Source organism: Nocardia brasiliensis IFM 10847 (assembly GCF_000710915.1).
GTDB lineage: Bacteria > Actinomycetota > Actinomycetes > Mycobacteriales > Mycobacteriaceae > Nocardia > Nocardia brasiliensis_A.
Map to the genome: position 1 here is coordinate 88482 of NZ_BAUA01000010.1, position 18270 is coordinate 106751.

Genomic DNA, 18270 nt, shown 5'->3' on the forward strand with positions numbered 1-18270 from the left:
CTCAGCACTGGTCGACAACCCTGCGTACCAGCTCGCGCGCGTACTCCACATCGATGGCACTGGGGCGCAGGAGGATTCGGTACATGATAGGGGCGACCAGTTGGTCGAGCACGGGTTCTAGGGCGGGCGGGGATTCGCCGCGGCTGGTGGCTCGGTCGAGGATGGTGGCGATTTGGTCGGCGGCGAATTGGGAGCATTGGCCGGCGTTGGCGCCTTCGGGGTCGGCGAGGAGGGCGTCGCGGAGGTAGGCGCGGCCGGGTGGGGAGTCCATTTCTTCGATGAATTGTTCGGTCCAGGCGCGCAGGTCGGCTCGGAGGTCGCCGTGGTCTTCGGGTGGGCTGTCGGGGCGCAGGCGTTCTACGGCGACGTCGGAGAGCAGTTCCTGCAGGTCGCCCCAGCGGCGGTAGATGGTGGAGGGGGTGACGCCGGCGCGGGCGGCGATCCGCGGCACGGTGAGAGCGGCCCGGCCCACCTCCGCGTCGAGTTCACGGACGGCGGTGTGGACCGACTGCTGGACCCTGGCGCTGCGCCCGCCGGGTCGAACTATCGGTCTGCGGCTCACTGCTCCACCTTAAAGGGGTGCGTTCACAGCATCGGCGCCGGTTGACGAACGGGGGTGGTGCGCTCGTAGGCGTGCCCGGCTCGCAGCAGTACCGGCTCACCGAGGGGACGGGTCATGAGCTGCATGCCGATGGGCAGACCGGCCGGGTCGTGTCCGACCGGGATGGTCATGGCTGGGATTCCGGTGATGTTGGCCGGTGCCGAGAGTCGCACGTAGGCGTCGGCGACGGTCTCGACTGTGCCATCGGGCCAATGGAATTCGTCCTGTCCGGCGCGGGCGGCGGTTGCGGGGACGGCCGGCGCGGCGATCAAGTCGACGTCGTCGAAGAGGCGGATGACGGCTTCGCGCAGGAGGGTTCGGGCGCGCTGAGCGCGCAGGTAGTCGGCCGCCGGGACAAACATGCCTGCCTCCAATAGGTTCCGGACATCCGGTCCATAGAGGTCGGGGGCGCTCCGCAACGAATGTTCGTGCACGGCACTGGCTTCCGGCACCATCAGTCCCCATTGAATCGCTTTGATGTAGCGGGCCATCGGGATCTCGATCTCGACGAGTTCGGCTCCCAGGCCGGACAGGTGGTCGATGGCGGTCCGAACGGCGGTCTCGACGGCGGTCTCGGTGCGGTCGAAGTAGTAGTTCACGGGCACGCCGATGCGCAGACCTCGCAGTTCGATACCGGCGTCGAGTCGATAGTCAGCGGTGTGGGACAGGCTGGCCGCGTCGCGCGGGTCTGGTCCCGCGAGGGCTGTGAGGGCGAGCGCCGCGTCAGCGACGGTGCGGGTGATCGGGCCGACGTGATCCAGGGACCAGGACAGCGCGGTGACGCCGTGCCGGGAGACCAGGCCGTAGGTCGGCTTCAGTCCGACCACGCCGTTGAGGGCGGCGGGCACCCGGATGGAGCCGCCGGTGTCCGTGCCGAGAGCGAAGCTCGTCGCGCCCGCCGCGACCGCGACCGCGGAACCGCCGCTCGAGCCGCCCGCTACCCGCTCGGGGTTCCATGCATTGCGTGTCTGGGGCGTGGTCAGGCCGTATGCGAACTCGTGCGTATGGGTTTTGCCGAGCAACGCGGTGCCCGCTTCGGCCAAGCGGGCCGTGACGGCACTGTCGGCCTCGGCTCGGTGGCCTGTCCGGACACGCGAACTCGCCGTGGTCGGTAGCCCGGCGACGTCGATCAGGTCTTTCAGCGCGACCGGGATGCCGTGCAATGCGCCGCGCGTCCGTCGCTGCGCGATTTCCCGCTCGGCCTGCCGTGCCGCCGCCCGCGCTCGGTCGGCTGTCACCGTCACGTACGCACCCAGCAGGGGCTCGACGTGTTCGATGCGGTCCAGCATCGAATCCACGAGTTCGACTGGTGAGAGCCGGCCGGCGTGCATCGCAGCGGACGCGTCGGCGAGCGTCAGCTCATACGGTTGCATCGCGGCCACCTGCGAGGAAGACGGTCGCCGGGGCGGTGTCCGTGAAATCCAGCTCCCGCAACAGTCCGACCACGGACAGGATGTGGTCGAGCGTCGCCGATACCTCCGCACGGCGGTCGTCCGGCAACGAAAAGCCCACTCGCGCCGACCATTCGGCGGCTTCGGTGGCTCTGGTGAGCTCGGCGGTCATCGGTCACCTTCCAGTGGGTCGCAGCTACAAAAGCTAAGTGTTTGCGTTAATGGACGTTAGGGCATACGGTTCGTTAAAGCAAACACTTTGCTTTTGTGGAGGATGGTATGCAGACGACAGGGACCGCCGGCGTGTCGACCGCTTGGCAGGTGGGCGACCTCACGATCCATCGGGTGGACGAGCTCGTCCTGGCGGCGGAAACGGGTGCGTGGCTGCTGCCATCGGCCACACCGGACCTGATCGCCGGGCAGCCTTGGCTGCAACCGGCTTTCGCGGACGACCAGGGCGTCCTGCGTTTCGCCAGCCACAGTTTCGCGGTGCTCGTCGACGGACTGCGCGTGCTGATCGACACCGGGATCGGCAACGGAAAGACCCGGGCGAATCCCGCCTGGCACGACCTGAACACCGATTACCTGGCCCGCCTCGCAGACATCGGGTTCGCACCGGAAGCGGTGGATCTGGTGCTGCTGACCCACTTGCATGCCGATCATGTCGGCTGGAACACCGTTGCCAGACAGGGGGATTGGGTGCCCACCTTCCCCAATGCGCGTTATGTCACGGCGCGAGCCGAACGTGAGTTCTGGGCAGGCTACGACATGGATGAAGCGCGCAGCCAGATGTTCCGTGACTCGGTCCATCCGGTCGAGGACGCCGGGTTACTCGACCTCGTCGACGTGCCGACGGGTGGTTTCGCGATCACGCCGGGGCTTCGGCTCATCCCGACGCCGGGACACACGCCAGGGCACCTCGCCGTCGAATTGCGCAGCGGCTCAGCTGAAGCCGTAATCACCGGCGATTGCATGCACCACCCCGTCCAGCTGTCCCATCCCGAAATCTCCAGCTGCGTCGACATCGATCCCGGCCGAGCCGAGACCACGCGGCGCGCTCTGCTCAGCGAACTGGCCGACACCGAAACCTTGCTCCTGGGAACGCATTTCCCGGACCCGACCGCCGGCTACGTGCGATCGCACGAAGGAGGGTACCGGTTGGCTCCGATCAACAACTCGCAAGCGATTCGGTACTGAGCGAACCCTTGCCCGCTGTGGTCACCCGAGCCGCCCTCGATGGTTCGGCAGCAGCGTAGCCAGCACCTTCTGTAGGGAGTGCACCTCCGCCGCCGACTGATCGGAGGTCCATTCCTACGCGGAGTGCTTCCGATGTGATTGTGCTGATTGGCTTTTCGTGAGCTTGCGCCGATCGTCTTCGTTGAGTTGGGCTAGGCCTGTCAACACTCGCGCCTGAACGAAAGCGATGTCTTTCGACATTCGAGCGATGCGGGCGACGACGTCATCGATACCGTCGCCGGTCGAGAGGTCAGTGGCTGACGGCGTCTCGGCTCCGATGGCTGCAAGCAGCAGGGATCGTGCCAGCGTCGACGCGGGAATGCCTTGCGACTCCGCCAACTGCTCGATGCGCTCGTATTCGTCTTCGTTCAACCGGATCTGGAGCTTCTTGACCCGATCGTGCCCTCTTGTCACCTTGGTTTTCGGGGTGATCGGCGCATCGGGGTTCGACTCGATCGCTTCCGACTCCGCCTGCAACAGCTCGTCGATATTCATGGTCGCTGCTCATCCTCCATGCTGTGATACAGACTCTGATCCCGGTCGTTGGCGGGCCAGCAATTCACTCCGTACTCGATGCCGTCGTGCTCGAGAACTATCACTGTGAGAACCCGATTCGCGGACTGCGACCAGCCGATGATTCGAACCGACTCGCCAGACTTGCTGGCAGGATCGGGGGTCGATTACCAGGCGTGCAGGATCGCATAGTGCTTCTGCTGCCTGCTCCGGCGTAGTGCCGTGTTTGGCGATGTACTCTCCTCGCTTCGACCAGTCCACGTCCTCGAACGTCACGGGCATAATGTACTCCAATGTAGTACACAAGCCAATGGGGTCGGCTGGTTTCGTCTCAGGGGACGTGTCAGGTCGGCGTCAGGGTGGTGTCAGGTGGGGTGGGGATGGTGGTTCATGTCAGCGAGGACGGGGACAGGCCCCGGCGCTGGAATCACAGATGGAGGAGTACTGCAATGCCTACTTTCACTACGCCGAAGCCGGTTGCGCTCACTGTTGAGGTGCTCAGTGGGGATGTGACGGTGATCGCCTCGGGTCGGGTGGACTCGGTGGTCGAGGTTCGGCCTGCGGATGCGACGAAGAAGGGAGACGTGTTGGCGGCCGAGCAGACCAAAGTTGCTTTCGTCGACGGGGTTTTGACGGTGCGGACGCCGAAGCAGTGGCGGACGTACACGGCGTTCGGCGGGAATCCGTCGATCGTGGTGCGTGTCGAGGTGCCCAATGGTTCGGTGCTGAAAGCCAGTGCGGCAGTTGGCCGGTTGCTGGTGGTCGGGGAGCTGCGGCAGTCCGATCTGGAAGTCGCGGCGGGCGATATCACGGTCGAGCGGCCGGGGGATACGGTGACCGCGAAGGTCGCCAAAGGTGATGTCCGCGTCGGTGATGCGGTACGGGGTGTGCTGCGGCTGGAGACGTCGATGGGGGAGTTGGAGGTCGGTATCCGGCCGGGTAGTGCGGCGCGGCTGGAAGTGGACGCCAAGTCGGGCACTGTGCAGAACCACCTGGGGGCGGTGCACGGGCCCGCGACGGACGAGGACACCGTGCAGGTGTATGCGCGGAATACCTTCGGCAACGTGATCGTTCGGCACGCCGTCGCCGCCTAGTGTGCGCGGAGTTCTCCTTCGCCGTCCGAAGTGTGCCTGCGCCCACAGGTGGGCGCGTGATCACCAGGTAATGGTGGCGGTATCGCCCGAGTTGGGCCCGCCACTATTACCTGGTGATCAGCTGTTCAGGAGGATTCGACCGGGTGCGCACGCGCGCCTGCGCCCCACTGCCTGGCCAGGACGCACGTATGCGGCGCCGGGAAACCTCCAGTGCTCACCCGGCGGGTGCGGTGGCGACCAGTTCCGCGCCGGGAAATCTTCAGTCCTCACGCGGCGGGTGCGGTGGCGACCAGTTCCGCGCCGGGAAACCCTCAGTCCTCACGCGGCGAGTGCGGCGACCAGATCCTCGCCGGAAACCTCCAGTGCTCACTCGGCGAGCGCGGCGTTGACCAGTTCCTCGTAGTTCGCCTGCGCCCCTTCATTTGTCGCCTCCGCAAATCGCGCTGCACCGAGGCGAACCCGGACGGTCTCCTCGATTCGCCCCGCGTCGGGCAGGGAGCGATCGGCGAGTCCGCACACGCTGGTGCGGACGGCGAGTAGCTGCGCGGCCAGCTCGTCGTGTTCGAGGCGCAGCGCGAGATCCGCTACACCGACCAGTATTTGGGCGACGAGCGGTGCGTAGCCCGATCCGGCTGCTGCGCGGAAGGCGGCGGCATGCTCGGTTCGGGCGGTGTCGAGGTCGTCCGCGAGGTAGCCGCGCAGGTTGTGGATCACCGCGCGGACGTGCCACTGCTGCGCATCGTTGCCCAGTGCGCGTGTCGCGATATCGATTTGGCGGTACGCCTGCTCACCGTCGCCTTGCCAGCGAGTGAGTTCCGCTTTCGCCAACGCGAGTTCGGCAACCGCGTTCGGCCAGGCGGCCCGGTCGGCGTAGCGTTCGGCTTCGCGAAGGGCCATCGAGCTCGCCGCCGAGTCGCCCAGCAGCCAGTACAGCTGGGCTTGGCGCGCGCGGATGCGGACCACGTCTTCGATCGCGCCGACTTCGACGATCACCGCGATCGCCTCCTCGAAAAGCTCACACGCTTCGGCGAATTCGCCGCGCATGGCGAGCCGGCCGGCCAGCTCGGTCAGCGCGAACGAGATTCCCCAGCGCTCGCCGAGCGCGCGGAATTCGGTGAGCGCCTGTTCGAGCAGTGCGTCCGAACCATCGTGGCCGAGCACGATGCGCATCTTGCCCATTTGCAGCCGGGCCAGGGCGCGCACCCAAGGGTCGTCGTCGGCGAGCAATGCCTCGAAGGCGGGCAGGTATTCGTCGGGTCCGCGCAGGATGCGTTCCAGGGCGGTGGCGAACGCCAATGTCGGATGGTCGGGTCGGGCGTTGCGGCTGAACTGATACGACTTGCGGATCCATTCCGCCACTTGGCGTTCGTCATTGCGTCCGGAACTCAGGAAATGCACCGCCAGCCCGTACACAGTTGCCCGGGTCGAGTCGTCTACGTCGCCGGCCAGTTCGGCGGCCGCGGTCACCAACTCCAGACCCTCGGCTTTGTGCCCGCCGAGCCACCAGTACCAGCCGGCGGCGGCCGCGAGCCGCATCGCGCCGGGCGTATCGCCGGCGGCGAGCGCGCCACGCATCGCGATGGTGATGTTGTCGTGCTCGGTCTCGAGCGTCGCGAGCCAGTCCAGTTGGTCGGCGCGACGCAGGCGTGGTTCGGCGGTGGCGGCGAGTTCGGTGAAGTACGTGAGATGCGCACGCCGCGTCGAATCCGCTTCTCCCGCTTCGACGAGACGGTCCCCGGCGTATTGCTTGATCGTCTCGAGCATGCGGTAGCGCGGCTCATTGTCGCTCGCCATGAGCAACAGCGACTTTTCGGTCAGTGTGGTCAGCAGTTCGAGCACCTCCCACTGCTCGACCGCCCCGCCGACGCAAACCTGTTCGGCCGCAGCCAAACTCGCGCCGCCGGCGAATACCGCGAGCCTGCGCAACAGCACCCGTTCGGCGTCGCTGAGCAATTCCCAGCTCCAGTCGACCACCGATCGCAAGGTCCGGTGCTGCGGCAGCGCGGTCCGGCTGCCGCCGGTCAGCAGCCGGAACCGATCGTCGAGCCGATTGGCCAGCTGATCGAGGGACATGGTGCGCAACCGGGCCGCCGCCAATTCGATGGCCAGCGGTATCCCGTCGAGCGCGCGGCAGACGCGGGCCATGGTCGCCAACGCCTCGGTGTCGTCCGGGAGGTCCTTGCGCACGGCACCGGCCCGGTCCCGCAGCAGTTGAACGGCGGGGGAAGCCTCGATTTCGTCGGCCCCGGCACCGTCGGTCGGCAGGGCGAGCGGCAGCACCTGCCACAGCGCCTCGCCTGTGATACCGAGCGGTTCGCGGCTCGTCGCGAGAATCCGCAGCTTGCGGCATTCGCCTAGTACGCGGTGCGCGAACGCCGCCGCGGACTCGATCACATGCTCGCAGTTGTCCAGGATCAGTAGCGTTTCGCGCTCGCGGATGGCCGCGATGAGCCGGTCCATGGGTTCGGCGTCCGGCGGGCCGCCGAGCAGCGCGTCGCGGAGCCCGAGCGCGGCGAGCGCCGACTGGGCCACGTCGGCGCCGCCGCCGAGGGGCGCCAGCTCCACCAGCCAGGCGCCGTCGGGCAGGTCCTCGAGCAATGTTCGCGCGGTCTCCACCGCCAGCCGGGTCTTGCCCGAGCCGCCGGGCCCGGTCAACGTGGTGAGCCGATGTTGCGCGATGAGCTCACGCACAACGGCGACATCGGCGTATTTGCCGACGAAGCCGGTCAATTCGGCGCGCAGGTTGGTGTGCCGGTCGTCCTTCTGCGCGCCGACTTCGCCCCGCAGCAGCGCGACGTGCAGGTCCGACAGTTCGGGCGCGGGATCCACACCCAACGTGTCGGCGAGTGCGTCGCGGGCCCGCTGGAAAACGACCAGCGCCTCGCTGCTGCGACCCGCGGCCGCCAGCGCCCGCATCAATGCGCCGACGAGCCTTTCCCGTACCGGGTTTCGCGCCACGACATCGGTCAGTTCGGCCACCAGATCCTGGCCTCGGCCGAGCCGGATCTCAGTCTCGTAGCGATCCTCCATGGCGGCAAGACGCAGCCCTTCGAGCCGGGTGATCATCGCCTCGAACGCTTCGCTGTCCTGGATCTCGACGTTCTGCAACAGCGCTCCGCGCCACAGCTCGAGGGCCTCGCGCAGCATGGCGGCCCGGTCCGCGTCGGCACCGCCTCGAGCCTGATCGAGGAGCTGTTCGAAGCGCACGGCGTCGACAGCGTGCGGCTGTACCGTCAGTCGGTATCCACCCGGCTGCCCGTCGAGCGACCCGTCCGGCAGCACTCGGCGCAGCCGGGAGACGAGCGCCTGCAGCGAGTTGGCGGCGTCGGCGGGCGGTTGTTCACCCCAAATCCAGTCGACCAAGGTCGCTTTCGGCACCACGCGACCGGGTTCGAGCGCGAGCGCGACCAGCAACGCCCGCAACCGAGCACCTGGTACCTCGATCAATCCGCCGTCGTCTGATCGGATTTCCAAAGGTCCAAGCATCCCGATCTGCACCGGACCATTCTGCCGTGCACGGTTCCAGGGCGGCCGGTCGGCCTTGGCACGCCTGACTATGGCGGATACGGCGGGCCGAACCGTGTCAGGCCGGTATCAGGCCGGTGTCAGCGAGCCCGGCCACAGTTCTACTCGTGAACAGTTCAGCGATTGCAGTTCCCGGGCCGCGAAAGGCATACGGGGACCTGATTTTCCCCGCAGTGCAGGTCACCGGCGAGCGGGGTCACTGATGGAACTCAGGGTGGACCGGGAACGCTGCATCGGCGCGGGCATGTGCGTGCTGACGGCCCCGGAAATGTTCGACCAAGCCGACGCGGACGGGCGGGTGTTACCGCTGCGCCGCACTCCGACGCCCGATCAAGAGCAAGCCGTCCGGGAAGCGGTCGAAATGTGCCCCTCGGGCGCGATCGCCCTCGTCGCCGACTGAACCAAACGAAAAGGAAACCTGATGAATACCACCGTTCCAGTCCCACACGGCCTCCCCATGCAGCGCAACGCAGGCCCCTTCGACCCGCCCCGGGAGATCACCCAGCTCCGCGCTGCTCGCCCGGTCAGCCCCCTGATCTTCCCGGACGGCCACGAAGGCTGGCTCGTCACCGGCTATGACGCCGTCCGGCAGCTCATGGCAGACACCCGGTTCAGCTCTCGTCAGGACATCGGCATCGTGCACGTCCCGTACGAGACCCCCGGTATGCCCGCCGCGACCGAGCCGTCCCCACCGATGCCGGGCTTGTTCATCGCGATGGACCCGCCGGAGCACACGCGGTTGCGCCGCAAGCTGATCGGCGCCTTCACCGTCCGGCGGATGAAGATGCTCGAGGAACACATCATCGAGATCACCGAGCGGCAGTTGGACGAGATGGCGCGGCTCACGCCGCCGGTCGACCTGGTCAAGGCGTTCGCACTGCCGGTGCCTTCGCTGGTGATCTGCGAACTGCTCGGCGTGCCCTACGAAGATCGAGAGACGTTCCAGGTCAATTCCGCCAAGTTCCTGGTCAAGGAACAGACGCTCGACGAGAAGATGGCCGCGTTCGGCGCGATGCTGGGTTACCTGACCGGCCTGGTCACGCAGAAGCGGGCCGCCCCCGGCGAAGACATCCTGTCCGACTTGGCCCGGCAAGAGGATCTGACCATCGAGGAGCTGACCGGTATCGCGTTCCTGCTGCTGCTCGCGGGGCACGAGACCACCGCGAACATGCTGGCCCTCGGCACTTTCGCGCTCCTGGAACATCCCGAGCAGCTGGCCGAACTGCGCGCGAACCTCGATCTGGTGCCCGATGCCGTCGAGGAACTCATGCGCTATCTGTCCGTCGCCGACATCTTCTATCGCTACGCCACCGAGGACATCGAGCTCGGCGGTGAAACCATCCGCGCGGGATCGACGGTGGTCGTTTCACTGCTGGCCGCCAACCGCGACCCGCTGCGCTTCGACCGCCCCGACGATCTCGACCTGCACCGCACCGCCCGCGGCCATCTGTCCTTCGGCCACGGCGTCCACCAGTGCCTCGGCCAGCAGTTGGCCCGCATCGAGATGCGCGCCGGTTTCGAGCGACTCCTCCGCCGCTTCCCGACCCTGGAACTGGCAGTCCCCGCTGCCGACGTCAAACTGCGCACCGACATGAACATCTACGGCGTCCATGAACTGCCGGTCACTTGGACGGTGTAGTCACTTCGCCGGTCAGGTAGCGCTGGAGGGTTGGGGCGATGGCGGTGATCAGGTCTTCGGCGGGGGCGGAGGCCATGGGTTCGATGCCGACTATCTTGCGGGCCATCAGGATGCCGATCATTTGGGAACCTACCAATGCGACCCGTAGGCGTCCGTCGTCGTCCGGTGTGGCGATGCGCAGGCGGACCCGTTCCAGGACGACCTCGAGGATGAAGGAACGTGCCAGCGAGGTGTCGCCGCCCGCGATGATGCTGCGCACCATCGCGACGACACCGGCGCCGGCCGGCGAATCCCAAACGGCGAGCACCGCACGCAGGATGGTTTCGCCGAGCCGATCGATCGGGGCCGCGTCGACGGCACCCAGCGTGTGTTCGGGATTCACCGGCAGTTGCACGACGGCGCCGAACAGTTCCTGTTTGGTGCCGAAGTAGTGGTGCACCAGGGCCGGATCTACGCCCGCGTCCGACGCGACGGCACGGATCGAGGTCTTGTCGAAACCCGCCTCCGCGAACCGGGCGCGGGCCGCGTCCAGGATCGCCTCGCGCGCTCCGGACTGTCCTGGCCGACGTCCGGAACGCGCGGGGCGACCTCGGGAACCGTTCACTGAGTGCGCCGCCGAAGTGTCGCGGCGCCGAGGCACAACGCGACCACCGAGAATCCGGCGACCACCGCGAGATCACGCCACATCGTGCCGGTCGCGTTCGGATGTGTCGAAACCTCTTGCAGCGCATCGACCGCATAGCTCATCGGCAACACGTTACTGATCGCCTCCAGCCAGCCGGGCAGCTCCCCACGCGGAACGAGCAAGCCGCACAGGAAGATCTGCGGCGCGACCACCACCGGCATGAACTGCACAGCTTGAAATTCGGTGCGCGCGAATGCACTTGCCAGCAGGCCGAGCGCGACACCGCACACGGCGTCGACCACTGCGATCAGCACCACCCAGCCGGGGTTGCCCGCGGAGTCGAGCCCGAGCAGCCCGAACGACACCAGACAGGCCACCCCCGCCTGGGCCGCGGCGGCCAACGAGAACGCGGTGCCGTAGCCGCCGAGCAGGTCGAGCTTGGCCAGCGGCGTGGTGAGCAGCCGCTCCAACGTGCCCGAGGTGCGTTCGCGCTGCATGGCGATGGCCGTGATCAGGAACATCACGATGAACGGCAGGATGCCGAGCATGCTGATGCCGACCCGGTCGAACAGCGACACCGGATTGAACGGGCTCGGCGGGGTGTCCTTGTAGATGAAGTAGAGCAGCGTCATCAGCAACGCGGGCACCACCACGATCATGGCCACGGTGCGATGGTCGTTGCGTAGCTGGCGCAGGATGCGGGTGGTGGTTGCGAGATAGGGGCGGAGGGTGGGAGTCCGTCGTGTCGCGGACTCGGTGCTGCGGGTCATGATGCGGCCTCGGGTCGAAGTGGCAGTGCCGGCGCGGGGATGTTCGGTGCTCATGCCGCCCGTCCCAGCGTGATCAGTGCGAGGAAGGCGCGTTCGAGGTTCTGTTCGCCGGTTTCGGCGCGCAGTTCGTCCGGGCTCAGCTGGGCCAGTAAGCGACCTTCGCGCATGAGCAGCAGCCGGTCGCAGTGTTCGGCCTCGTCCATCACGTGGCTGGACACGACCAGCGTGGTGCCGGCCGCGGCCAGCTCCTTGAACTGTTTCCACAGATCGACGCGCAGCACCGGGTCCAGCCCGACTGTCGGCTCGTCCAGCACGAGCAATTCCGGCTGGGCAACTAGGGCACAGGCCAGTGACGCGCGGGTCTTCTGCCCGCCGGAGAGTTCGTCGCCGCGCTGCTTGGCGTGTTCGCCGAGGCCGACCGCCTGGATCGCCGCGTCTACGGCCGCCCGCCCGCGCCCGTACAGCGCCGCGAAGTAGGCGACGTTCTCGTGGACGCTGATATCGGAGTAGATGCTGGGCGCCTGCGTGACGTAGCCGATGCGGTGCCGTAGCGCCGCCGATCCGGCGGCCAGGCCGAGCGCCGAGATCTTGCCGGATTCGACGATCTGGGTACCGACGATGCTGCGCATCAACGTGGTCTTCCCGCACCCCGACGGCCCGAGCAGCCCGGTGATCGAGCCGCGCGGAATGGTCAGCGAGACATCGTGCAGGACTTGGCGTCCGCCGCGCCGCACGGCGAGGTTCCGGACCTCTACGGCCGCGGAGGAGAGGGTTTGCGACATGGCCGCCTCAATTCATCAAGCGTTGAATTCACTGTGTGATGAATTTAGCGCGGCGCGTCTGTCCCGGCAAGACCCCGGTGCTGCTGCTCGGCGTGTTGCAGCGGCTGCGCTCGTTCGGGTCCGGGCGGGCTGCCGCACATTCCGAGACGGCCCTGGTCCCAGGTGTTGTTTCTCGGTGATGTACGCCTGAAAGAGCGCCTGAACTGCAGATATGTGATGTGCCCTAGGTCACAGAACTGAGATGTCACGTTACTGCGGGGTCGTTTGTCCCATGGTCGTCATCAAGCAACCGAGCATCGGAGAACCCCATGGACACCGCACACCGCATCGTCATCCTCGGCGGCGGCTACACCGGAATGGTGGCGGCCGCGCGATTGGCTCGGCGCACCCGCAAGCAGGACGTGCGGATCACGCTGGTGAACCCGTCGGCACGCTTCACCGAGCGGCTTCGGATGCATCAGATCGCCGCGGGTCAGGAGCTGGCCGACCATCGCATCGCCGACATCCTGGCCGGCACCGGCGTCGAATTCGTCCAGGGCTGGGCCACTTCCCTCGACCCGGCCTCGGGTCACGTCCTGGTCGACGGCACCCGGACGCTGCCCTACGACGAACTGATCTACGCGCTGGGCAGCAGCACCGACACCGATATCGTGCCCGGCGCAGCTGACCACGCGTGGACGCTCAACGATCCCCGGGTGGCCCATCGTTTCGCCGATCGTTTGAATGTGGTTGCGGCGCAAGGCGGTACCGTCGCGGTCTGCGGTGGTGGTCTGACCGGCATCGAGGCGGCGGCCGAAATCGCCGAGAACCACCCGGGATTGCGGGTCACGCTGATCAGCAGCGGTGAGCCCGGCGCCATGATGGGTGACAAGGCGCGTGCCTACCTGAACCGCGCGTTCGATCGCCTCGGCGTTGTCCGCGAGATCGGCCGGGCGGTCACCAAGGTGCTGCCGGACGCGGTCGAATTGGCCGGTGGCACTGTGCTTCCCGCGGATCTCACGCTGTGGACCACCGGCGTGCGGGTCGCGCCGCTGGCGGCTGCGGCGGGCATCGCGACCGACGAGCGCGGGTTGATCGTGGTCGACGAGACTCTGCGCTCGGTCTCGCATCCGAACATCCACGCGGTGGGTGACGCGGCCGCGATCCGGATGCCCTGGGGGCAGATCCACGGCACCTGCCAGAGCGGCATACCGACGGCGGCGTACACCGCCGACGCCATCGCGCGCCAGCTGCGCGGGAAAGCGCCGAAGCCGTTCCGGTTCGGCTACTTCCATCAGCCGGTCAGCCTGGGCCGCCGGGACGCGATCATCCAGTTCACCAAGTCGGACGACACACCGGGCCGGTTCTACCTGACCGGCCGGGCCGCGGTGGCCTACAAGGAGTCGGTCAGCGCCAGCCCGGTCCCGATCGTCCGGTTCAGCCGCCGGATGAACGTGCCGGTCAAGTTGCGGGCCGGCCGCCGCGCCGACGCACCTGCCGCGTGACGCACGTTCCAGATGTGTCAGGCGCGTTTGGGAGCATGACCGCATGATCGACGTAGTGCCTCAGCAAGACCCCTTCCTGGAACACCGGCGGCTGCTGTTCGCCACCGCGTACCGGATGCTGGGCACCGTCACGGATGCCGAAGACGTCCTGCAGGACACCTGGCTCAAATGGCACGAGACGGATCAGGCGACGGTGCGACACCCGAAGGCCTATCTGGTGCGCACCGTCACCAATCTGTCGCTCAACCGGCTCACTTCCGCCCGGGCCACCCGCGAGAACTACGTGGGCCCCTGGCTGCCCGAACCACTGCTCACCGCACCGAATGCCGCCGAGGAGACCGAATTGGCCGACACCGTCTCCACCGCGATGCTCGTGATCCTGGAGACCCTGACACCGGTGGAACGCGCCGTGTTCGTGCTGCGGGAGGTGTTCGGTTACACACACGCCGAAATCGCGGACACCCTGGACCGTCCCGAGGCGACCATCCGCCAGATCGCGCATCGCGCCCGCGGGCACGTGCAATCGCGGCGGCCGCGCGTCGATACCGACAAAGCCGAACGTGACCACATCACCGCCCAATTCATGGCCGCCTGCGCCGGTGGCGACCTCAACGCGCTGATGGATCTGCTCGCGCCGGACGTGACCCTGTGGTCCGACGGCGGCGGCATCGTGACGGCGGCGCGCCGTCCGTTGCACGGCCCGGATCACGTGGCCCGCTGGATTCTCGGCGTCCTGGCGAAACCGGTCTCCGCGGGCATCGAGCTGGAATCCGCCTACGTCAACGGTGAGCTCGGCGCGCTGACCTGCCTGGACGGAAATCCGGGGGGTGCGTTCACCTACGACATCGTCGACGGCCGGATCCAGAACCTGCGTTTCCAGGTGAACCCGACCAAATTGAAAGGTCTCTACCTGGACCCCGACTCACTGGGATGACGGAGTGCGGGCGGCCGACGTTCTAGGCTCCTGCCGTGACCAACCACAGCACAGAGCTGTCCGCGGACGGGGGACAGGTGCGGGCTTCGACCCTGGAGCTGTTCTTCGATCTCGTCTTCGTCTTCACGATCACGCAGTTGACGCACGTCTTCACCCATCACCCAGGCTGGTCGGCGCTGGGCCAGGTAGCCCTGGTCTTCGGGTTGATCTGGTGGATGTACAGCGGATATGTCTGGCTCACCAACGAGGTGGCGCCGAACAGTTCGGCGCGGCGCACCTGGCTGCTGATCGGCATGTTCTCGTTTTTCGTGCTCTCGCTGGCCATCCCGGACGCGTTCCACGGCACCGGGATCGCGTTCGGCGTCGGCTACGTTCTGGTGACCGCCGTGCACACCGCGCTGTTCGCGTCCGGGGGCGGAGCGTCGGCTGCCCTCGCCATCAAGCACATCGGGCCGTTCAATGCGGCCGCCGCGGCCCTGGTGCTGGCGGGCGGGTTCGTCCACGGCTGGGCGCAGTACCTCTGCTGGGGTCTCGCGTTCGCCGTGCAGATCGTCAGTCCCTAACTGATCGACACCGGTGACTTCGTGGTCCGCGCGGCGCACTTCTGCGAGCGGCACGGGCTCGTCATCATCGTGGCGATCGGCGAGTCCATCGTGGCGATCGGCGCCGGACTGGCCGGGGAGAAGATCACGCCGCAGCTGATCGTCACGGTCTCGCTCGCGCTGTGTCTCGCCTACGTCCTGTGGTGGGCGTTCTTCGGTTTCGACGACGAACGCGGCGAACACGCGCTGGCCGCGGTGCCCGAACGGGAACGTTCCCGCCCGGCACTGGTCGCTTACGGCTATGCGCTGTATCCACTGCTCATCGGCGTGATCCTCACCGCGGCCGGTATCCAGATGAGCATCGGGCACGGGAACGAATCCGTCGGCGTGGCCACCGCTGCCGCACTGTCCGGTGGCGTCGCGCTGTATTTCCTCGCCCAGTTCTTCTTCCGGTCGGCGTTGCGGCTGCCACGGCCCTGGATGCGCCTGATCGCCGCGGCGGCGGTCACCGCGACCATCCCGATCGGCGTGGTGTGGGTGGCCTGGGCACAGCTGGCGGCGCTGGTCGCCGTCGGTTATCTGGCGGTGATCGCGGACGACCTGATCACCCTGCGCTCGGGACAGCACAGCTCCTACGTGTAGATCACACGACCGATACCGCGGCGCATGACGGCACTTACAACTTCAGCCAGCACCGCAGCGGCACCTGCTCGGGGCACAAGGGCGTGGACGAGTGGCTGGTGAATCTGCCCGAGTGGGCGTCTTGGACAATGGCGGGTGTGTGTGCCGATGAGCTAGCCGTCGAACCGCCCACCGCCGCCCGTCGTCTGTTGGGCTCGACACTGTGGTCCGGGCCGGTCGGTGTGCGGATCGTCGAGGTCGAGGCGTACGGCGGTGATCCAGCCGGGCCGTGGCACGATCCGGCGTCGCATTCCGGGCGCGGGCGCACCAAACGCAACGCGGTGATGTTCGGCCCGGCGGGGGTGCTGTACGTCTACCTCAGCTACGGCATGCACATGTGCGTCAACGTGACCAGCGGGCCGGACGGCACCGCCAGCGCGGCGTTGATCAGGTCGGGCGAGGTGATCGCGGGTTTGGACGAGGCCCGCGCCCGCCGTCCGGCCGCGCGCACCGATGCCGACTTGGCAAGGGGGCCGGGCAATCTCGGTAGTGCCTTGGGAATCACGCTGAGCGACTACGGAACTCCGTTGTTCGAGCCGTCTTCGGCGATCCGGCTCGAGCTCGCCGACGCGGTGCCCGCGAAGGACATCGCGAGTGGACCGCGCGTCGGTGTCAGCGTCGCGGCGGACCTGCCGTGGCGGTTCTGGCTGCCGGGTTCCGCCGCGGTGTCGGTGTATCGGCGCAGTCCGCGCGCGCCGCGCGCCGCGGCGTCCTGATTGCCGGACGCCCTTCAGCGCCCCTGTCGAAGCCCGGAAATTCGCTCGACCTGCGGGTGACGATGTCGAGACACTGAGGCCCACTCGAGGCACGACAACCCGTGCGGAAAGATGGGCAACCGTGAGCGGCGACATCATCGACGAACTGACCTGGCGCGGACTGATCGCGCAATCCACCGACCTGGACGCGCTGCGCGCCTCCCTGGACGCTGGCCGGTTGACCGTCTATGCCGGCTTCGATCCGACCGGGCCCAGCCTGCACGCCGGGCACCTTGTCCCGTTGCTGGCGCTGAAACGCTTCCAACGGGCGGGCAATCGCCCGATCGTGCTGGCCGGCGGCGCCACCGGCCTCATCGGTGACCCGCGCGATGTCGGTGAGCGCACCATGAACTCCAACGACACCGTGCGGGACTGGTCCGATCGGATCCGTTCGCAACTGGAACGGTTCGTCGACCTGGACGATTCGTCGACCGGTGCGGTGGTCGTCAACAACATGGACTGGACCGGGCAGCTGTCCGCGGTCGACTTCCTGCGGGATGTCGGCAAACACTTCTCCGTGAACGTCATGCTGGCGCGCGACACCATCAAGCGCCGCCTCGACGGTGAGGGCATCTCCTACACCGAGTTCAGCTACATGCTCCTGCAGGCCAACGACTACCTGCAGCTGCGCCGCAACTACGACTGCACGTTGCAGGTCGGCGGCTCCGACCAGTGGGGCAACATCATCGCGGGCGTCGAACTGAACCGCCGGGTGGACGGCGCCTCGGTACATGCGCTCACCGTTCCGCTGGTCACTTCGGCCGACGGCAAGAAGTTCGGCAAGTCGACCGGTGGCGGCAGCCTGTGGCTGGACCCGGAGATGACCAGCCCGTACGCCTGGTACCAGTACTTCGTGAACACGGCCGACGCCGATGTCATCCGGAACCTGCGCTGGTTCACCTTCCTGTCCCGCGAGGAACTCGCCGAACTGGAACAGGCCACGGCGGAACGTCCACACGCGCGGGAGGCGCAGCGCAGGCTGGCCGCCGAGATGACCACGCTGGTGCACGGCGAGGCGAACACCCGAGCTGTGCAACTGGCCAGCCAAGCGCTGTTCGGCCGCGGCGAACTCCGGGACTTGGACGAGCCGACCCTCGGTGCGGCGCTGCGCGAAGCCGCCGTCGCCGAATTGCAGGCGGGGGAGCCGAGCACGATCGTGGACCTGCTCGTCGCCACCGGACTGAGCGAAAGCCGGGGCGCGGCCCGGCGCGCGGTGAACGAAGGTGGCGCCTCGGTGAACAACGAGCGGATCTCGGACCTCGAATGGACCCCCGCCGACAGCGACTACCTGCACGGACGCTGGCTGGTGCTGCGGCGCGGCAAGAAGAACCTCGCCGGCGTTCTGCGGGCAGGCGCATGAAGATCGCCGTGGCTTGAGTCACATCCGTGTGATTCAAGCCGTCCGGCGGCCCGATCGTGACGCTCTGACCTGCGGAAACGCGAGCGTGAGCAGCGGATTTGACGTAGCGTTATCCGCCGCGTAACTTATTCCAGGTCAGAGCGACACGGACACCGACCCGGAGCCGAGAAGCCAGCGGAAACGCTGAGCGGAAGGACCGGGAAACGAGGTAGTACGGGGAGCGCCTGGCCAACCAAGTAAGATGTCTAGGGTGATCACGCGGACTTGACTCCGCGGGAGAAGCCACTTAGGCTGGAACAGTTGCCTCACGGAAGATCCGGTTAACGCCGGGGACGAAG

General features: G+C 67.2%; 16 protein-coding genes and 2 pseudogenes. 10 read left to right on the top strand and 8 right to left on the bottom strand.

What is annotated here, in order from left to right:
* Position 1: 1 nt before the first annotated feature.
* From NBRGI_RS02855 to NBRGI_RS02865, 3 genes are read right to left on the bottom strand one after another with little or no spacing between them, the layout of a single operon-like run.
* Positions 2-562: a TetR/AcrR family transcriptional regulator gene (locus NBRGI_RS02855; protein ID WP_051727454.1), complete on the bottom strand. Its 561-nt coding sequence runs from the start codon at positions 560-562 to the stop codon at positions 2-4.
* A 23-nt stretch (positions 563-585) separates the two neighbouring features.
* Complete coding sequence (locus NBRGI_RS02860) at positions 586-1974, bottom strand: Asp-tRNA(Asn)/Glu-tRNA(Gln) amidotransferase GatCAB subunit A (protein WP_029892676.1); 1389 nt, start codon at positions 1972-1974, stop codon at positions 586-588.
* A complete protein-coding gene (locus tag NBRGI_RS02865) occupies positions 1961-2164 on the bottom strand; it encodes a hypothetical protein (RefSeq protein WP_029892677.1) in 204 nt (67 codons plus the stop codon). Before NBRGI_RS02865 ends, NBRGI_RS02860 begins: the two co-directional genes overlap by 14 nt.
* Positions 2165-2271: 107 nt before the next feature.
* On the opposite strand from NBRGI_RS02865, the gene NBRGI_RS02870 reads away from it, so the two are divergent.
* A complete protein-coding gene (locus NBRGI_RS02870; protein WP_029892678.1) occupies positions 2272-3189 on the top strand; it encodes an MBL fold metallo-hydrolase in 918 nt (305 codons plus the stop codon).
* Between the two features lie 114 nt (positions 3190-3303).
* Here NBRGI_RS02870 and NBRGI_RS44900 read toward each other — a convergent pair whose 3' ends face one another.
* Positions 3304-3723 (bottom strand): hypothetical protein, encoded by a 420-nt coding sequence (locus tag NBRGI_RS44900; RefSeq protein ID WP_051727455.1) that lies wholly within the window; start codon positions 3721-3723, stop codon positions 3304-3306.
* Between the two features lie 467 nt (positions 3724-4190).
* Between NBRGI_RS44900 and NBRGI_RS02880 the strand changes: the two genes are divergently transcribed.
* Entirely contained in the window at positions 4191-4835 is a 645-nt protein-coding gene (locus NBRGI_RS02880; protein WP_029892680.1) for a hypothetical protein, read from the top strand.
* Between the two features lie 366 nt (positions 4836-5201).
* On the opposite strand, the gene NBRGI_RS02885 is transcribed toward NBRGI_RS02880, so the two are convergent.
* Positions 5202-8309 carry a BTAD domain-containing putative transcriptional regulator gene (locus NBRGI_RS02885; RefSeq protein WP_235210834.1) on the bottom strand — a complete coding sequence of 1036 codons (3108 nt, stop codon included), beginning with the start codon at positions 8307-8309 and terminating at the stop codon, positions 5202-5204.
* A 253-nt stretch (positions 8310-8562) separates the two neighbouring features.
* On the opposite strand from NBRGI_RS02885, the gene NBRGI_RS02890 reads away from it, so the two are divergent.
* The gene (locus tag NBRGI_RS02890) at positions 8563-8760 is read left to right on the top strand and encodes a ferredoxin (protein ID WP_029892682.1); all 198 of its coding nucleotides are present in this window, start codon (positions 8563-8565) and stop codon (positions 8758-8760) included.
* Positions 8761-8781: 21 nt separating this feature from the next.
* A complete protein-coding gene (locus NBRGI_RS02895) occupies positions 8782-9999 on the top strand; it encodes a cytochrome P450 (protein ID WP_029892683.1) in 1218 nt (405 codons plus the stop codon).
* On the opposite strand, the gene NBRGI_RS02900 is transcribed toward NBRGI_RS02895, so the two are convergent.
* The 3 genes from NBRGI_RS02900 to NBRGI_RS02910 are packed head-to-tail and all read right to left on the bottom strand — an operon-like array spanning position 9983 to position 12176.
* A complete protein-coding gene (locus NBRGI_RS02900; protein WP_029892684.1) occupies positions 9983-10603 on the bottom strand; it encodes a TetR/AcrR family transcriptional regulator in 621 nt (206 codons plus the stop codon). The genes NBRGI_RS02895 and NBRGI_RS02900 overlap by 17 nt on opposite strands.
* Positions 10600-11394 carry an ABC transporter permease gene (locus NBRGI_RS02905; RefSeq protein ID WP_029892685.1) on the bottom strand — a complete coding sequence of 265 codons (795 nt, stop codon included), beginning with the start codon at positions 11392-11394 and terminating at the stop codon, positions 10600-10602. Before NBRGI_RS02905 ends, NBRGI_RS02900 begins: the two co-directional genes overlap by 4 nt.
* A gap of 50 nt (positions 11395-11444) precedes the next feature.
* Positions 11445-12176: an ABC transporter ATP-binding protein gene (locus NBRGI_RS02910; protein WP_029892686.1), complete on the bottom strand. Its 732-nt coding sequence runs from the start codon at positions 12174-12176 to the stop codon at positions 11445-11447.
* A 308-nt stretch (positions 12177-12484) separates the two neighbouring features.
* Here NBRGI_RS02910 and NBRGI_RS02915 point away from each other — a divergent pair, with 308 nt between their 5' ends.
* The 6 genes and pseudogenes from NBRGI_RS02915 (at position 12485) to tyrS (ending at position 17932) form a co-directional block, all read left to right on the top strand.
* Positions 12485-13660, top strand: a complete 1176-nt coding sequence (locus NBRGI_RS02915; protein ID WP_029892687.1) for an NAD(P)/FAD-dependent oxidoreductase — start codon at positions 12485-12487, stop codon at positions 13658-13660.
* Between the two features lie 43 nt (positions 13661-13703).
* On the top strand, positions 13704-14594 hold the full coding sequence (locus NBRGI_RS02920) for an RNA polymerase sigma-70 factor (protein WP_029892688.1): 891 nt from the start codon (positions 13704-13706) through the stop codon (positions 14592-14594).
* A gap of 77 nt (positions 14595-14671) precedes the next feature.
* Positions 14672-15706 (top strand): annotated as a pseudogene (locus NBRGI_RS43345) (low temperature requirement protein A); the annotation flags it as partial.
* Positions 15670-15861 (top strand): annotated as a pseudogene (locus tag NBRGI_RS49820) (DUF3761 domain-containing protein); the annotation flags it as partial. The pseudogenes NBRGI_RS43345 and NBRGI_RS49820, both read left to right, overlap by 37 nt.
* A 45-nt stretch (positions 15862-15906) precedes the next feature.
* A complete protein-coding gene (locus NBRGI_RS02930; protein ID WP_029892689.1) occupies positions 15907-16533 on the top strand; it encodes a DNA-3-methyladenine glycosylase in 627 nt (208 codons plus the stop codon).
* A 121-nt stretch (positions 16534-16654) separates the two neighbouring features.
* Positions 16655-17932, top strand: coding sequence for a tyrosine--tRNA ligase (gene tyrS / locus NBRGI_RS02935; protein WP_029892690.1), 1278 nt, complete (start codon positions 16655-16657; stop codon positions 17930-17932).
* Positions 17933-18270 lie beyond the last annotated feature (338 nt).

What these genes read in the sequence shown, in the direction of transcription:
- NBRGI_RS02860 (WP_029892676.1), bottom strand. Translation starts at nt 1,974, where the DNA reads ATGCAACCGTATGAGCTGACGCTCGCCGACGCGTCCGCTGCGATGCAC.
- NBRGI_RS02880 (WP_029892680.1), top strand. Translation starts at nt 4,191, where the DNA reads ATGCCTACTTTCACTACGCCGAAGCCGGTTGCGCTCACTGTTGAGGTG.
- NBRGI_RS02910 (WP_029892686.1), bottom strand. Translation starts at nt 12,176, where the DNA reads ATGTCGCAAACCCTCTCCTCCGCGGCCGTAGAGGTCCGGAACCTCGCC.
- NBRGI_RS02905 (WP_029892685.1), bottom strand. Translation starts at nt 11,394, where the DNA reads ATGACCCGCAGCACCGAGTCCGCGACACGACGGACTCCCACCCTCCGC.
- NBRGI_RS02865 (WP_029892677.1), bottom strand. Translation starts at nt 2,164, where the DNA reads ATGACCGCCGAGCTCACCAGAGCCACCGAAGCCGCCGAATGGTCGGCG.
- NBRGI_RS02930 (WP_029892689.1), top strand. Translation starts at nt 15,907, where the DNA reads ATGGCGGGTGTGTGTGCCGATGAGCTAGCCGTCGAACCGCCCACCGCC.
- NBRGI_RS02920 (WP_029892688.1), top strand. Translation starts at nt 13,704, where the DNA reads ATGATCGACGTAGTGCCTCAGCAAGACCCCTTCCTGGAACACCGGCGG.
- NBRGI_RS02895 (WP_029892683.1), top strand. Translation starts at nt 8,782, where the DNA reads ATGAATACCACCGTTCCAGTCCCACACGGCCTCCCCATGCAGCGCAAC.
- NBRGI_RS44900 (WP_051727455.1), bottom strand. Translation starts at nt 3,723, where the DNA reads ATGAATATCGACGAGCTGTTGCAGGCGGAGTCGGAAGCGATCGAGTCG.
- NBRGI_RS02890 (WP_029892682.1), top strand. Translation starts at nt 8,563, where the DNA reads ATGGAACTCAGGGTGGACCGGGAACGCTGCATCGGCGCGGGCATGTGC.
- NBRGI_RS02870 (WP_029892678.1), top strand. Translation starts at nt 2,272, where the DNA reads ATGCAGACGACAGGGACCGCCGGCGTGTCGACCGCTTGGCAGGTGGGC.
- NBRGI_RS02915 (WP_029892687.1), top strand. Translation starts at nt 12,485, where the DNA reads ATGGACACCGCACACCGCATCGTCATCCTCGGCGGCGGCTACACCGGA.